Source organism: Microbacterium ginsengisoli (assembly GCF_000956535.1).
Lineage (GTDB): Bacteria > Actinomycetota > Actinomycetes > Actinomycetales > Microbacteriaceae > Microbacterium > Microbacterium ginsengisoli.
Genome location: NZ_JYIY01000042.1, coordinates 1 through 14,326, shown reverse-complemented (window position 1 = coordinate 14,326; position 14,326 = coordinate 1). Strand labels below are relative to the sequence as shown.

The following is a 14,326-nucleotide window of genomic DNA, read 5'->3' as shown; positions in this document are numbered from 1 at the left end:
GTCGGGAAGGCGGATGCCGCGGGCCGGGCGCCGGGGAACGACGGGCCGACGCTCTCCTGCCGGGTCGCCGGGGGCGTCGCACCGTCGGGGCGCGGTCGGCGCAGGAGCGCCTCGATGCGCGCACGGAACTCGCGCGGGCGGAACGGCTTGACGATGTACTCGTCGGCGCCGGCGCCGAGGCCGAGCACCACGTCGGCCTCGTCGGCGAGGCCGGTGAGCATGATGATGTAGGAGTTGCTCTTCTCGCGGATGCGACGGGCCGCCTCGAACCCGTCGATGCCCGGCATGTTCACGTCGAGCGTCGTGATGAGGGGCTGGTAGGCCAGCACTGCACGCACACCGTCGATGCCGTTTCCGACGGAGACCGTCGAGAATCCCGCGGCCTCGAGCACTTCGACGAGGAGGTGGCGGACGTCGGGGTCGTCCTCGACGATGACGGCGGTCTTCTGCCCGCCTTCAGGTGTGCTCATTCAGGTGGCCTTCTCGTGGAGGAACCGGAGGGACACGCGTCGGTCACCCCGCGGGCCCCCGAGCGCTTCGTCATTGTTCCATAGTTCTGTTACAGCCCTGAGAAGCCGGAGCGTGGGTCCGGCAACACGGCGTGCGTCATTTCACCAGCCCCTGCGTGAGCGCGACCGCTCCCGCAGGCCACCAGACACCCGCGTCGGGTCCGCCGTTGCACGTGCCGTCGCTCTCGCCGGGCGGCTTGATCCACAGGTTGGTGTCGACGACGTCGTCGCCGTACGTGCCGCCCTTGTCGCCGACGAGGCGACCTGCCGGGTTGCACCACTGGTTGTCGCTCGTGGGTCCGGCGCCGTTGCGCGAGGTGTCGACGATCGCGTGACCCGTCCCGAGGGCGGCGGCGACGGCATGGGCGTAGCTGAACTCGTTCTGGGTGGTGTTGAAGTTCGACACGTTCGTCGCGAACCCGCGCACCTTGTCGAGCACGCCGACGCTCTTGATCAGGTCGGCCATCTGCGCCGCCGGAAGCCACGACGAATGTCCGCCGTCGAGGTAGATCCAGGTGTTGGTGCCCGCGATCACGTCGACCGCCCCGCGCAGTTGGGTGTCGCGGTCGCTGAGGTTGCCGCATTGCGGCGCGAGCGCGAGGCTGTCGGGTTCGAGGATGACGATCTTGCGCAGGTCGGATGCCGCGGCGAGCGCCTGACCGATCTGGGTCGTCCAGGTGACATAGTCGGCTTCGTCGAGACCGCCGGCGGAGTGGTTTCCGCAGTCACGGCCCGGGAGCCCGTAGACGACGACGGCGAGGGACGCCTTCTGCGCGCGCGCCTCGGTGGCGAGGTGGGCGACACGGTCGTAGACCTCGCCGATCGGATCCTGTTCGGGGGTGAGCCAGTAGGCGGTGGGCTGGGCGGCGAGGTAGGCGGCTGCCGCCTGTTCGGCCGAGCCGGGCGTCTCGGCGGCGGCGGCCTTGGCCGCCTTGGACTCGTCGGGAGCGACGATCGTGGTGCCCACGCGGGGCGGCTGTGCAGACACGGTGTTCACCAGGGTGGTGACGGCGATGCCGGCGATCGCGAGGCCCGAGAGCACGACGACCACGACGAGCGCGATGGCGGCGATGATCAGGCCGCGGATCCACTTCTGACGTCGCGTGCGGGGAGCACGGGGCGCGCGTGTCCGGCGCGGGGCACGGCGACCGCGCGGAGCGGCGGCGGGGGCATGCGACGCAGAGGCGTTCACCGAAGCGGCGTTCGGGGCAGGTGCGTCCGGCGCAGCGGCGTCGGACACGAGGGCGTGCTCCGGCGCCGATTCCGCGGCGTCGCCGGAACGGCTCGATGCGCTGTCGTCGACGGCCGGGCCGGTGACCGGCACGGCAGCGGTGTCGACGCGCAGCACATAGGCGTCGCGGTTCGCGACGATGCGCCGAGCGTCCTCGTTGGTCGCGGCGTCGGCGGAGGCGGAGGGGGCATCCGCGGGGGCGCTCTCCGCGGCCGGCGCCGACCCCGCGGCTTCCTGCAGACGTCGTGCCGGGTGGGACGCGGGATGACGCGGGGGCTTCGGCGCGCGAACGATCGGTGTCGGGTGCGCGGCGTCGGGCGCGTCGACCGGATCTGACGCGTCGGAGCCGTCGTGCGGCGGAGTGCTCACCTGGCGACTCTATCGAGTGATCCCCGGCGGGCGCCCGGGACGCTGCGATCACCCGACACGCGGGGGCCGCTCGCACCGGGGTTTACCCGGTCATCGACCTCGCCCACCGCCGGTGCCGGGGATACGCTGAGGGCACGAGCGAAGGGGCGGCCATGACTGGTGCGATCGTGGTGGGATTCGTCGATGCGACGGTGTCGGGACATGCCGGCGACTGGGCGGTGGCCCGAGCGGCGGCGACGGGCGGAGCGGTCGAGCTGCTCGCGATCGTCGGCGGCGCCGTCGGCGCGGTCGGCGAGCAGCAGGTGCTGGACGCCGCACTCGCGCACGCGACCGACGCGGTCGCCGCGGAGGCGGCCCGGCTCGGCGCAGGCGGGGTCGCCGTGTCGACGCGCGTCGACCACGGGAATCCGGTCGCCGCGCTGGTGGAGGCATCCGCTCATGCCGCGCTGGTCGTGATCGGCGGCGAGTCGCGGGGATCCGGTCGGCGCGGACTGCACGGGGCGCGCATCGCCGCCGCCGCCCGCTCCCCCGTCGTGGTCGTTCCCGCCGCCGACGCCGCCGGATCGGGTGTCGTCGTCGGTGTCGACGGCTCGGATGTCTCGGATGCCGCGATCACGTTCGCCGCCGCCGAGGCCGCGCGGCTCGGCGAACCGCTGCGCGTCGTGTCGGCGTGGACGCCGGTCGCCGTGCCCGGCGATTTCGGGCTGTACCCCGACCTCTACCTCACCGATCTCGCGGCGATCGCGACCGCGAACGTCGACGCGGTGGTGCAGCGGGTCGCGTCGGCCCACCCCGACCTCGCCGTGACCGGCGACGCCCTCGAGGGCGACCCGGCGACCGCGCTCGAAGAGGCCGGCGCCGGTGCGGCGCTGCTCGTCGTGGGCTCTCACGGGCGGGGCGCGTTCGCCCGTTTCGTGCTCGGTTCGGTGAGCGAGCACGTGGTCGGCGCCCTGCCGACGGTCACCGCCGTCGTGCGCTGAGCGTCGTCATCCGTCATCGGACACATTCTGGACACACCGCGTCAGTAATATCCGCGGTATGGGGATCCCTGACGAAGGTCGGAAGCGGCCGCCGGTGCGGCCGGCGACCGTGCTGATGTATGTCGGTGTTGCGCTGCTGGCCGTGGGCGTCGCGGTGCTCGTGTGGGCGGCGTTCGCCTACTACGGCAGCTACGTGCGGTGACGCGCGCACCCGCCGGGCCCGCCGGCCGCGCGGAGCCTCAGTGCCCGCGTGCCGCGAGGTGCGCGCGCACCTGGTCGAGCACGTCGTCGGCCACCGGGTAGGTGTGCTCGGCGCTCGGGAACTCCCCCGCGCGCACCTCGGTCGCGTACGTGGCGATGCCCTCGGCCATGGCGTCACCGAGCGCCGCATACTGCTTGACGAACCGTGCGGTGCGCCCGGCGGTGATGCCGAGAAGGTCATGGTGCACGAGCACCTGGCCGTCGGCGGCACCCGCGCCGATGCCGATGAGGGGGATGCCGAGGGCTCCGCGGATCTCGGCGACGACCGCCGCGGGCACGGCCTCGACGACGAGAGCGATCGCCCCGGCCGCCTCGACGTCGAGCGCCTCCTGAGAGACGCGGAGGGCGGTGTCGACCGTGCGGCCCTGGGCGCGCAGTCCTCCGAGCGCGGTCGCGGTCTGCGGCGTGAGACCGATGTGCCCGACGACCGGGATACCGGCCGCGACGATGGCGCGGATGCGCGACAGCCGCGCCGGCTGCCCGCCCTCGAGCTTGACGGCGTCGGCGCCCGCCTCCTTCACGAGCCGGAGCGAGGAGGCCACGGCCTGCTCGTCGCTGAGCTCGGTCGCCCCGAACGGCAGGTCGACGACGACGAAGGCCGTGCGCACGGCACGGCGCACGGCACGCGCGAGCATGAGCATCTCGTCGAGCGACACGGGCGCGGTGCCGTCGTAGCCGAGGACGACCTGGGCGGCCGAGTCGCCGACGAGGATCATGTCCACCCCGGCGCGCTCCGCGGCACGCGCGGACGGATGATCGTAGGCGGTCACCATGACGATCTGCTCGCCGGCGGCGTGCATCTCGGCGATGCGGGCGAGGGTGACGGGCGGGCGTTCGGTCATCAAGGGCTCCCGGTGGGTGCGGCGACCGGACGGTCGTCGAGGATGTCGCTGCTCACCGTCACGGGCGCGAGCACGACGTTGTCGAGCAGTCGCACGGCTCCCACGCGGGCTGCGACGACGAGCACCGCGTCGCGATCGAGACGGTCGAGCTCGGCGAAGCCATCGCTGTCGACGACGGCGAGATAGTCGGGGGTGAGACCGGCGGCGTCGAGCTCATGCGCCGCGATCGCGCGGAGAGCCGCGGCATCCTGCTCACCGTCGGCGACGGCTCGAGCGGCGGCGGCCAGCGCGCGGGGCAGGGCGAGGGCACGGACCCGGTCGGCGGGAGTCAGCCGCACGTTGCGGCTCGATCGCGCGAGGCCGTCGTCGTCGCGCGACGTGGGCACGACGACGATCTCGGTGGGGATGCCGAGGTCGCGCACGAGCCGTCGGACGACGGCGACCTGCTGGGCGTCCTTCTGCCCGAAGTACGCGGTGTCGGCGAGCACGGCGAGCAGCAGCTTGCTCACGATCGTGGCGACGCCGTCGAAGTGGGCGCGGCCGCGCACGGCGCCCTCGAAGGTCTCGGTGAGGGGTCCGGCGATCGACACCGTGGTCGCGAAGCCGGTCGGGTACATCTCGGCGGCGGTCGGCGCGAAGACCACGTCGACGCCCGCGGCGCCCGCCTTCGCGAGGTCGTCGTCGAGAGCGCGGGGGTAGGCGTCGAGGTCGGCCTGCTCGGTGAACTGGGTCGGGTTCACGAAGATCGTGAGCACGACCGTGGCCGCACGCGCGCGGGCTGCCGTGACGAGCGACAGGTGACCTTCGTGCAGGGCGCCCATGGTCGGCACGACGGCGATCGGGGCGTCGCGGCGCGGGGCGAGGGCCGACCGCAGCTCGGCGAGCGTCGTCGCGACGATCATGCCGGGGCCGCCGAGGTGCGCGAGCGCTCGGCGAGCGCGCGCGTGGCATCGACGAGCGCATCGAACAGCGCGAGCTGCTCGGGGGCGCGCTCGGCGATCGCGGCACGCTGGCGGGCGACGGTGTCGTCATCGCCCCGGGCGACGGGACCGGTGAGGGCGGCCGGCGCCCCCAGCGCCGACCAGTTGTCGACGGCGGCGCGCACGAGGGGTACGAGGGCGGCGCGGTCGATGCCCGCGGTCGACGCAAGCTGCTCGGCGAACGCCTCGACCGTCACGAGGAAGTTCGCCGCGATCGACGCGGCAGCATGGTACGCCGCCCGGTCGTCGGGGGCGACGGCGACCGGCGACATCCCGAGCTTCGCGGCGAGCCGCTCGGCGGCGGCGAGGGCGCGCGGAGTGCTTCCGGCGAGCGCCGCGGTGACGCCGGTGAAGCGGGCACCGGCGGAGGTGACGGTCATGAGGGGGTGGATGCTGAACGACTCGTGCGGGGTCAGCGGAGCCAACCCCAGCGCACCGGAGAGGTGCCCGACGAGCGGGCCGGGGGCGATGGCGGCAGCGGCCTCCGCGATCGCGTGGTCGGGCACCGCGAGGAGCACGATGTCGGCGCCCGACCCGGTGGCACCACGGGGTTCGGGGCCGGCCGCGGTGACCCCGATCTCCGCGAGAGCGGCGATGAGCGCCCGGCCCATTCTGCCGTCGCCGACGACGGCGATGCGGCCGAGGGCGGCGTCGCCTGCGGGGTTCGGGTGAGTGCGGGACATCCGCGTACACCGTACCCCTCGCACACCGGGGCCGGGCCGTGAGGCTAGTGCCCCGTCGTCACCGCCCGGTCGCCCCGGGTCTTCACCAGGCTCGCGACCGTCGCGACGGCGATCGTGGCGGCGATGAACAGCAGCGAGAACCAGATGGGGATCTCGGGGATCCACTCCACATGGTGGCCGCCGTTGATGAAGGGCAGCTCGTTGACGTGGAGCGCGTGGAAGACGAGCTTCACGCCGATGAAGGCGAGGATGACGGCGAGCCCCTGCGCGAGGTAGACGAGGCGCTCGAGCAGTCCGCCGATGAGGAAGAACAGCTGCCGCAGGCCCATGAGCGCGAACGCGTTGGCGGTAAACACGATGTACGCCTCGTTGGTCAGCCCGTAGATCGCCGGGATCGAGTCGACCGCGAAGATCAGGTCGATGAAGCCGATCGCGATGATCGTGAGAAGCATCGGGGTGACGAAGCGCTTGCCGTCGAGGCGCACCGTGAGCCGGTCGCCGTGGTAGTCGTCGGTGACGGGAAGGTGGCGGCGCACGAAGCGCATGAACGCCCCGTTGGCGGGGTCGGACTCGTGGTTGCCGAACGCCTGCTTCCAGGCGAGGAACAGCAGCAGCGCACCGAAGATGTAGAACACCCACGAGAGGTTCTCGATGAGCGTTGCGCCGATCGCGATGAAGCCGCCGCGCAGCACGAGGGCGATGACGATGCCGATCAACAGCACCTTCTGCTGGTACGCCTTCGGCACGGCGAAGCCCGTCATCACCAGGAGGAAGACGAAGAGGTTGTCGATCGACAGCGCCTTCTCGGTGAGGTAGCCGGCGAAGTACTCCCCGCCGTATGTCCAGCCGGAGACCACGCCGATGCCGACGCCGAACAGGAGTGCGAGCCCGATGTAGAAGGCCGACCAGCGGGCGGACTCGCCGATGGTCGGCTCGTGGGGCTTTCGCACGTGGGCGAAGAACTCGTACACGAAGAACGCGATGGTGACCGCGATCGTGATGATCCAGACGAGGGTGGTGACGTTCACAGGGAACTCCAGAGGGTAGGGCGGAACACGGATGTCGCCAAGGTCTCCTCCACCCCGGGTGCGGGGCCGACGGGCCGGGATGCGTCTGCGCATCCGTATTGACGGGTCCGTCGCGTGGGAGTACTCCCCCTGTCGTGGTCGAGTCTAGGGCACCCGGCCTGAACGGATGCCACGGCCGCTCGCGTGAAATCTGTGTGACGGGACCTCGCCTCGGGTTGACCGTCGCCGCGCGGCCGGGTGAGTGTGGAGCCATGGCGGGGGGTACGGCGGAGCACTGGCGATCGGGTCGCCTCATCGCGGTGGCCGTATGGGTCGCCGCTGTCGCGCTCGCGGCGGAGACCGCGTGGCGGCTGTTCGCCGGCGTCGTCTACGTGCATCGCTGCGCGGGCTGCGACGGAGCCGCGGTCGAGCGGGCGGCGAGCTCGTACGCGATCGCCGTCGTGCTTCTGCTCGCTGTCGGCGCGTCGGTGCAGACCTTCGTGCGACGGTTCCGGACGGTGCGGCTGTGGGTCCCGCCCGTCACGCTGGCGCTCGTGATCGTCGCCTCGTTCATCGCCTACGTCGAGTCGAACGGCGGATTCGATGCGTCCAACTTCGGTGTGCGGATCGGACTCGCGCGCAGCGCGGTGTGATCGGGCGGAGGGCTCGCGCGGACCCCTCCGGCCCCCAAGATCGCCTCGCGGAGGGATCCGCGCGAGGCGGAACGGTCGCACATCTCCCCGCGTGACGTCAGCGGCAAGGTTGCGGGGCGACCCACGCAGTGAAACCTCTGCCATCTCAGCCCGCGGGCACCGCGTTCCGTCGTCCGGTTTCGTTCGGATTCGACCGGATCGTTCCGTTCCTCGGTGGCTTCTGGGCGGCGGCGGTGCGATTGCTGTGGACGCGCAGCTGCCTCCCGATCAGAGGCCGGTGGCGAGCTCCTTGAGCCAGGCGGCGAGGTCGGGGCCGAGGTCGTCGCGGTCGAGGGCGAGCAGCAGGTTGGACTTGAGGTAGTCGAGGCGGTCCCCCGTGTCGTAGCGGCGACCGCGGAAGATGACGCCGTAGACGGGTCCCGCGATGCTCTCGTCGGCGGCGAGGGCCTTGAGGGCGTCGGTGAGCTGGATCTCGCCGCCCTTGCCGGGCGCGGTCTCCTCGAGCACCTCGAAGATCTCGGGCTTGAGCACGTAGCGGCCGATGATGGCGAGGTTGCTGGGCGCGTCGGCGGCGGCGGGCTTCTCGACGAGGTCGACGACCTTCACGAGGTCGGCGTCGTCGGTGGCCTCGACGGCGGCGCATCCGTAAAGGTGGATCTGCGCCGGGTCGACTTCCATCAGGGCGATGACGGTCGCGGACTTCTGGGCGGATGCCTCGATCATGCGGGTCAGCAGCGGGTCCCTGGCGTCGATGAGGTCGTCGCCGAGGAGCACGGCGAAGGTCTCCTGTCCGACGTGTCGGCGGGCGCGCAGCACGGCGTGCCCGAGGCCGAGCGGGTCGCCCTGCCGAACGAAGTGGATGTCCGCGAGACGGCTGGCCTCCATGACCTTCGCGAGCTTCGCGGCGTCGCCCTTGCGTTCGAGGGTGTGCTCGAGCTCGGTGACCCGGTCGAAGTGGTTCGCGAGCGCGTTCTTGTTGCGGCCGACGACGACGAGCACGTCGTCACTGCCCGCCGAGACGGCTTCTTCGACGACGTACTGGATGGCCGGCTTGTCGACGACGGGCAGCATCTCCTTCGGCATGGCCTTGGTGGCCGGAAGGAAACGCGTGCCGAGGCCGGCAGCCGGAATGACGGTTTTGATCCCCATGAGCGCGAACCTAGGGGGGCCATGTGAACGGGCTGTTACGCGGGGCGAACGATGACGCGAGGATGCCGCGGCCCACCGCTCAGAGGTCGATGAGGTCGAGTCTCGTGGCGATGGCCATGGCCTCGGCGCGACCGCGAGCGCCGAGTTTGCGGTAGACGGAGGACAGCTGCGACTTGACGGTGCTGGGGGTGACGAACATCGCCGCGGCGATCTGCGAGATCGAGTCGAAGGTGAACAGCGCCTGCAGCACCGCCGATTCGCGGGTGGTGAGGACCGGTGGTGTGGAGGTCATCGGGCGGTAAGGGGCGAGGTCGACGGTGGCACGGGACATCCGCTCACGGGAGGGCTCGTCGAGGGCGGCCGCGATCTGCGCGATGAGCCAGGTGGGCACGAGGGCGAAGAGTCGGCGGAGCGAGCTGAAGGTGGCGAGGCGGGCGGCGATCGTGCACTCGCGGGGATCGAGCTCGTCGCCGAGGGCGACCGCCCAGAGCCGCAGGAGGAGCGCTTCGCCTCGTTCTGCCATGGCGGTGCCGGGTCGGGCGAGCACGGCGCCGGTGATGCGCAGCGCATCGGCGCGGGCGTTCTCGTGCAGGGCGAGGCGCGCACGGGCGAGGTCGACGAGGGTGGTGGGGGGAGCCGTGGCGACGACCGCGTGGGCGCGGGGTGCGTCGTCCAGGTCGACGAGGGCGGACACCATGAGCCAGGTCATCGCGGACGCGGCGAAGGGGGTGGTGGCGTCGTGGCAGTCGAGCGCGAACTCTGCGGTCTCGAGCGCCCGGAGCGGTGCGCGGGCGACGAGGGCTTCGCGTCCGCGCACGAGGGCGACGAGCGGCCACAGGTCGGTGGCGCTCTCGATCGGTGGCAGGTGAAGGCCGGCGGTGAGCTGCGGGTGCGAGACGGATTCGACGGCGATGAGTCCGCGGGCGACGTCACGCCACTCGCCGGTGACGGCGCCGGCCGGCGCCGCGGCGGGGATGGCTTCTCCGACGGCGAGGTAGTGGCGGGCGTCGCGCAGGTTGCCGCGGAGCGCGTGCGCCACGGCCGATTCGAACTGGATGCGCTGTGCGAGGGTGGGCGCGGCGGTCGCGTGGGCTCCGGCGGCGGCGAGGGCGCTGAGCGCGGCGGTGGTCTCGCCGGAGGCGAGGTGGACGAGCGCCCGTTGCTCTTCGACGATCGCGCGGGACAGCGGCAGCGGGGGCTCGGGGTCGCTCAGGGCGGTGTCGACGTGGCGCAGGGCGGCCGCGGCATCCCCTGCTCGCCGGTGTTCGATGAGGCCTCGAAGCCGTCGGATGCCGGGGCTGGGTTCGTCGCCGGCGCGCGCGGGTGGGGCGCCGGGGATGTCGTAGAGCAGGTCGGCGCCGATCACGTCGATGGCGAGGGCGCGGAAGCCCTGGGCGAGCGGGAGCGCGTCGGGCTGGGAGCGGATGAGTGCCGCGAGGTCGGTTCGCAGGCGAGCCGGGTCTTCGAACAGCAGGCGCCATGCATCGTGCCGCAGGCGGGTCGCGAGATCGTCGGAGGTGGTGCGCGCGTCGACGGTCATGCCGTCGCGTCGACGTGCGGGCGCGTCGCCGGTAGAGAGAGGGGGAGGTCCATGCCACTACAAATCTGGCGCGCTGAGACGCGACCATCAGGTCCATTACGACCCGAACCGGTCCAAATGTGGACGAATTCGGTTGAAATCCGTTCCCCGTGCACGGGTGAGCCCGCCCCCGCTCCCAGACTAGGTCCCACGTGCGGTCCTTTTCGTCACGGCATCCGATGAATTCGACGGATGCCGCGGCCCGGACCGTGACGCATCACTGATTCCGCTGGGGAGGGGGTTCGGTGGTCGACATCGTGGCCTCGGTGCTGGATGCGATCAACGCGCGTGACGAGCGTGCGTTCGTCGCGTGCTTCGTCAGTGACGGCGCGATCGTCGATGGCGACGACCGGTTCGCGGGCGCCCGCCAGTTGCGGCTCTGGTTCGACACGGAGGTACGCCGGCCGAATGCGGTCGTCTCGATGCTGGCGCGGTCGCGGTCGGATGACGTGGACGTGCTCACGTGGGAGTGGGACTGCCGTTCTTTCCATGACGAGCGGGTGCAGTTCTGCACGCTCGCCCTTGTCTCCACTCGTCGCGACCTGGTCGCGTCGATCGAGTTCCGCGCTGCCCGCTCATGGCCGAGCGATCCGTTGCGCCCGCGACCGCTGGACGGATGGCTGGAGGATCCGCTGTGACGTACGACCCGATCGTCGGTATGACTCGAGGCTCGAGACGGGGCGGCCCGCCGCGCCGGCCCGGCCACTCGTGGTGGGCGTATGTGATGGTGGCGGTGATCGCAGTGGGGGTGGCGGCGCTGGTGTATCTCGCGGTGACGCACGACTACACGTTCAGCCCGGAGGGTGGCGCGGCGACGTCGGCGCCGGTGCGCTGATGCTCGCGTTCTGCCAGGTGCCGGTCAGAACGGTGCGGTGGATTCGTCGTGTCGAGGATGCGCGCGCGAGCCGGTGTCGCCGGGTGGATCGGGCGTGAAGGTGACGGCGTGCGCGCCGGCGCCGGCGGGGTGGTCGAGGTAGGTTCGACCGCCGGGTGAGGTCCATTCGAGGATGCCGCCCGGGTGCTGACGCACGGTCCACGCGGTGAACTGCTTCATCGAGTGGTGCCGTTGGCAGAGGTGGGCGAGATTGGATGCCTCGGTCTTGCCTCCGAGCGCCCAGTCGGTGGTGTGGTCGACTTCGCAGCGCACGGCGGGGACGCGGCATCCGGGGAATCGGCAGTGCTGGTCGCGGGCGCGAAGGTAGCGGTCGAGGGCGGCCGGTCGCTGGTAGGTGTCGACGGCGAGCACCTGCCCGGTGATGGGGTGGGTGAGCACGCGTTCCCACGGGCAGCGGGTGGCACCGGCGAGCCGGCGGGCGGTGTCGGCGTCGAGGGGGCCGCGGCCGGCGTGTTCGGCGGAACGGTCGTCGTCGCCGAGCAGGGTCGCGACGGGAACGACGATCTGCACCTTGGCTCGGATGGCTCCGAGAGCGCCCGGGCCGTCGTCGGTGCGGGTCGGGTCGGCGCTGGGAGCGACGGTGAGCAGCATGTCGGTGACGAGGTCGGCGCGCACCTGGTCGATGGAGCGGGTGTCGGCGGCATCGACGCACGAATGGGCGTCGACGTCGGCGCCGGCGTCGACATGCGCCCGCGTGTCGATGAGCATGCGGGCCTGCTGGGTGAGCCGGTCGTACACGGCGTCGGCCAGCAGCGTCGGTGTCGTGACGATGAGGTCGGACATTCCTTCGCCGCGCGCGACCACGCGCACGCAGCGCTCGGCGCGCGCGTCGACGTGGCGTTCGACGAGTGATCGCGGGTGCATGTCGTCGGCGAGCTGTTCGAGCAGTCGGCGGAGCCGACCCGGGCTGTGGTGCGTCGCGAGGGCCGCGGCATCCGTATCGAAATCGGCGCGTGCGTCGATCGGAACGATGGCGCCGCAGTCGACGATGGTGCGCACGTGAGCCCGGGTGATGTCACCGGCCTCCCACCGGGAAAGGGTGGCCGGGTAGTGCTCGACGAGTTCGATCGCGTCACCGATATCGCGCTGCACCGAGCGGTCGGAGCGCCGGGCGACGGCGCCGATCTCGGCGGACAGCGACCGCAGCACCATGTCGTGCTCGCGCACACGAGTGGGGGTGTCGGCCGCGAGGTCTCGCACCAGACGACCCGCGGCGGCGAGCGCCCGCATCCGCTCGACCTCGGCACGGGCGACGATGCGCTCAGCGAGGTCGATCGCGCCCACCACGTCGTTCCACGCGCGCTGATCAGCGGCGAGAAGGGTGGTGGCGGATGTGGAATGCATGTTCCCATTGTCGCGTGGGGGTGCGACATTTTGTTCGGCTTTTTCTTCGAAAGTGAAAGCTTCGCGACTCCGGATGATTGTGGAGGAAGCTTCGTTTCGAGCGCCTCTGAGCGACGCCCCGGGCCAGAACCGTGCGCGTGATCTCCGCCCCGGAGAGATCAGGAATCCGCCTCGTGTCGCACGACATCCCGAGGATCACAGCCTCGCCCTCACGAACGCCGTGAAGACGCACCCCGGGAGGGAGCGGCATCCGCTCAGTCGGGTTGCGGGCGCGGTGCGTCGATGCCGGCGCGCAACGCGGTGGAATCTGGAGCCGGCGGCGGACAGGGGCTCGGAGTCAGCGCGGTGCGGTGCCGAAGCGGACACAGACGGCACGCCAGTCCGCGCGCGGGTACACGCGCGCGACGCGGACCCCTCCCCGCGGAAGGTGCCGCGCACGCTCGCCGATGCGGTGGCGACGCGTCGTGGGATCACGGCTCGTGCGTCGAACACGAGAACGCCGCGCGGCATCGGTGCGCACCGTCGAACCTCGCGACGGGTCGTCGCTCGGCGGGGTGTTGACTCGGGGCGCCCTGTGACACCCACGCGCCGCCCTCCGGCGACGCGACGCGTCACAGGGACCGCTACGGCCGCCCCATCCCGTAGTACGTCCATCCGGCCGCGCGCCAGGCCGCGGCATCCAGGCAGTTGCGGCCGTCGATGATGATGCGGCCCTCGGTGAGAGTCGACACGAGCTCGGGGGCCATCTGCCGGCGGTATTCATCCCACTCGGTGACGACGATCACCACGTCAGCGCCGCGCAATAGGCAGGAGCCGATTCGCGACGCCGACAGCCCGCCCGCTGCTCGCGCCGCTACTAAGTCCCGCTACTGTGTGGGCGGGACTTGCAGACCGATGACGTCACGAGAATCGCCGGACACACCGTCGTCACACACGGCTGGTAACGTGCGGCCACCGAGGGATTCACCGTTAGCCGAGGGGAGCACTGTGTCGACCGAATTTCAGGTCGATGCGACGACGGAGTCGCTATCGGACACGAGCGAATCGTCTGGGGCGGCGGGGCATCCCGAAACACCCGCGATGCCGCGGCGACCAAGCGACGGTGCAATCGACACCGAGGCTCCCCGGCCGCAGAAGAGTTGGCGTTCCGCCTATCAACGCCGCCTGTGGATCAGCGACTCGATCGTGCTGGTGTGGGTGGTGTTCGGCACACAGATCGCATGGTTCGGTCTCGGCAATGAGCAACTCGCGATCAGTCAGGATGACGGCGTCTCGGCCGTGTCGTACTGGCTTTTCTCCATCGGCCTGATCGTGCTCTGGCTGGGTGCGCTGTCGTGGAGCGACTCGCGCAGCTATCGCGTGATCGGTGCGGGCCCGACCGAGTATCTCCGCGTGGCGGATGCGAGCGTGCGGCTGTTCGGTGCGATCGCGATCGTCGCGTTCCTCGCGAAAGTGGATGTCGCGAGAGGCTTCCTGCTCATCAGTCTGCCGTTGGGTGTGCTGGTGCTCATCGCAACCCGCTGGTTGTGGCGGCAGTGGCTCATCGCGATGAGGCAGGGCGGCAGGTATTCGGCCCGCGTGCTGCTCGTCGGCTCGCCGGCGTCGGTCGCGCAGATCGCGCGTGAACTCGGTCGAAACGTCAGCGCGGGCTATCTGGTCGTGGGTGCGTGCACTCCGAGCGGGAAGGTCGGCGACACGGTGCCCGGCACGGACATCCGGCTCTTCGGACATCCGGTGGGGGGGTCATGGGGTGAGTCCGCCGGCGGTGAGGAGCATGCGGAGGCGGTAGTTCTCGCGGTTGCGATAGCCGCGGGCGAGGCGGCGGTGGAGCTCGATGATCCCGT

The 14,326-nt window shown here is 71.3% G+C and carries 16 protein-coding genes; 6 read left to right on the top strand and 10 right to left on the bottom strand.

From position 1 onward, the window contains the following. A partial coding sequence (locus tag RR49_RS01090; protein WP_045245958.1) for a response regulator transcription factor occupies positions 1–470 on the bottom strand: 470 nt, incomplete at its 3' end. Positions 471–606: 136 nt separating this feature from the next. Further along, entirely contained in the window at positions 607–2,109 is a 1,503-nt protein-coding gene (locus RR49_RS01085) for a glycoside hydrolase family 6 protein (RefSeq protein WP_048809467.1), read from the bottom strand. Between the two features lie 152 nt (positions 2,110–2,261). On the opposite strand from RR49_RS01085, the gene RR49_RS01080 reads away from it, so the two are divergent. Together RR49_RS01080 and RR49_RS15925 are read left to right on the top strand one after the other, a co-directional pair. After that, positions 2,262–3,089 (top strand): universal stress protein, encoded by an 828-nt coding sequence (locus RR49_RS01080; RefSeq protein ID WP_045245957.1) that lies wholly within the window; start codon positions 2,262–2,264, stop codon positions 3,087–3,089. Positions 3,090–3,147: 58 nt separating this feature from the next. Then, on the top strand, positions 3,148–3,291 hold the full coding sequence (locus RR49_RS15925; protein ID WP_048809466.1) for a hypothetical protein: 144 nt from the start codon (positions 3,148–3,150) through the stop codon (positions 3,289–3,291). A gap of 37 nt (positions 3,292–3,328) precedes the next feature. Here the strand turns inward: RR49_RS15925 and panB are convergent, their stop codons facing one another. Genes panB through RR49_RS01060 form a run of 4 tightly spaced genes read right to left on the bottom strand, consistent with a single transcriptional unit; the run spans position 3,329 to position 6,883 of the window. After that, entirely contained in the window at positions 3,329–4,192 is an 864-nt protein-coding gene (gene panB / locus RR49_RS01075; RefSeq protein ID WP_045245956.1) for a 3-methyl-2-oxobutanoate hydroxymethyltransferase, read from the bottom strand. After that, entirely contained in the window at positions 4,192–5,094 is a 903-nt protein-coding gene (panC, locus tag RR49_RS01070; protein ID WP_048809465.1) for a pantoate--beta-alanine ligase, read from the bottom strand. Before panC ends, panB begins: the two co-directional genes overlap by 1 nt. Next, positions 5,091–5,855, bottom strand: coding sequence for a Rossmann-like and DUF2520 domain-containing protein (locus RR49_RS01065; protein ID WP_045245955.1), 765 nt, complete (start codon positions 5,853–5,855; stop codon positions 5,091–5,093). The genes panC and RR49_RS01065 overlap by 4 nt, the downstream gene beginning before the upstream one ends. Positions 5,856–5,899: 44 nt before the next feature. Continuing rightward, positions 5,900–6,883 carry a TerC family protein gene (locus tag RR49_RS01060; RefSeq protein ID WP_045245953.1) on the bottom strand — a complete coding sequence of 328 codons (984 nt, stop codon included), beginning with the start codon at positions 6,881–6,883 and terminating at the stop codon, positions 5,900–5,902. Positions 6,884–7,134: 251 nt separating this feature from the next. On the opposite strand from RR49_RS01060, the gene RR49_RS01055 reads away from it, so the two are divergent. After that, entirely contained in the window at positions 7,135–7,515 is a 381-nt protein-coding gene (locus tag RR49_RS01055) for a hypothetical protein (RefSeq protein WP_045245951.1), read from the top strand. A gap of 267 nt (positions 7,516–7,782) precedes the next feature. Here RR49_RS01055 and galU read toward each other — a convergent pair whose 3' ends face one another. Beyond that, entirely contained in the window at positions 7,783–8,664 is an 882-nt protein-coding gene (gene galU, locus RR49_RS01050) for a UTP--glucose-1-phosphate uridylyltransferase GalU (protein WP_045245949.1), read from the bottom strand. 79 nt (positions 8,665–8,743) lie between these two features. Next, on the bottom strand, positions 8,744–10,204 hold the full coding sequence (locus tag RR49_RS01045) for a helix-turn-helix domain-containing protein (protein WP_045245947.1): 1,461 nt from the start codon (positions 10,202–10,204) through the stop codon (positions 8,744–8,746). A 284-nt stretch (positions 10,205–10,488) separates the two neighbouring features. Here RR49_RS01045 and RR49_RS01040 point away from each other — a divergent pair, with 284 nt between their 5' ends. Next, a complete protein-coding gene (locus tag RR49_RS01040; protein ID WP_045245946.1) occupies positions 10,489–10,881 on the top strand; it encodes a hypothetical protein in 393 nt (130 codons plus the stop codon). Continuing rightward, positions 10,878–11,078: a hypothetical protein gene (locus RR49_RS01035; protein ID WP_045245944.1), complete on the top strand. Its 201-nt coding sequence runs from the start codon at positions 10,878–10,880 to the stop codon at positions 11,076–11,078. The genes RR49_RS01040 and RR49_RS01035 overlap by 4 nt, the downstream gene beginning before the upstream one ends. 24 nt (positions 11,079–11,102) lie before the next feature. Here the strand turns inward: RR49_RS01035 and RR49_RS01030 are convergent, their stop codons facing one another. Together RR49_RS01030 and RR49_RS15250 are read right to left on the bottom strand one after the other, a co-directional pair. Further along, complete coding sequence (locus RR49_RS01030; protein WP_045245942.1) at positions 11,103–12,482, bottom strand: HNH endonuclease; 1,380 nt, start codon at positions 12,480–12,482, stop codon at positions 11,103–11,105. A 623-nt stretch (positions 12,483–13,105) separates the two neighbouring features. Further along, positions 13,106–13,270: a hypothetical protein gene (locus RR49_RS15250; RefSeq protein WP_048809464.1), complete on the bottom strand. Its 165-nt coding sequence runs from the start codon at positions 13,268–13,270 to the stop codon at positions 13,106–13,108. Here RR49_RS15250 and RR49_RS15765 point away from each other — a divergent pair. Continuing rightward, positions 13,254–14,326 (top strand): nucleoside-diphosphate sugar epimerase/dehydratase (locus RR49_RS15765; protein WP_425411852.1); only part of this gene is annotated, 1,073 nt, incomplete at its 3' end. The two genes, RR49_RS15250 and RR49_RS15765, sit on opposite strands and share 17 nt — an antisense overlap.

What these genes read in the sequence shown, in the direction of transcription:
- panB (WP_045245956.1), bottom strand. Translation starts at nt 4,192, where the DNA reads ATGACCGAACGCCCGCCCGTCACCCTCGCCCGCATCGCCGAGATGCAC.
- panC (WP_048809465.1), bottom strand. Translation starts at nt 5,094, where the DNA reads ATGATCGTCGCGACGACGCTCGCCGAGCTGCGGTCGGCCCTCGCCCCG.
- RR49_RS01055 (WP_045245951.1), top strand. Translation starts at nt 7,135, where the DNA reads ATGGCGGGGGGTACGGCGGAGCACTGGCGATCGGGTCGCCTCATCGCG.
- RR49_RS01065 (WP_045245955.1), bottom strand. Translation starts at nt 5,855, where the DNA reads ATGTCCCGCACTCACCCGAACCCCGCAGGCGACGCCGCCCTCGGCCGC.
- RR49_RS01080 (WP_045245957.1), top strand. Translation starts at nt 2,262, where the DNA reads ATGACTGGTGCGATCGTGGTGGGATTCGTCGATGCGACGGTGTCGGGA.
- RR49_RS15925 (WP_048809466.1), top strand. Translation starts at nt 3,148, where the DNA reads ATGGGGATCCCTGACGAAGGTCGGAAGCGGCCGCCGGTGCGGCCGGCG.
- RR49_RS01030 (WP_045245942.1), bottom strand. Translation starts at nt 12,482, where the DNA reads ATGCATTCCACATCCGCCACCACCCTTCTCGCCGCTGATCAGCGCGCG.
- RR49_RS01045 (WP_045245947.1), bottom strand. Translation starts at nt 10,204, where the DNA reads ATGACCGTCGACGCGCGCACCACCTCCGACGATCTCGCGACCCGCCTG.
- galU (WP_045245949.1), bottom strand. Translation starts at nt 8,664, where the DNA reads ATGGGGATCAAAACCGTCATTCCGGCTGCCGGCCTCGGCACGCGTTTC.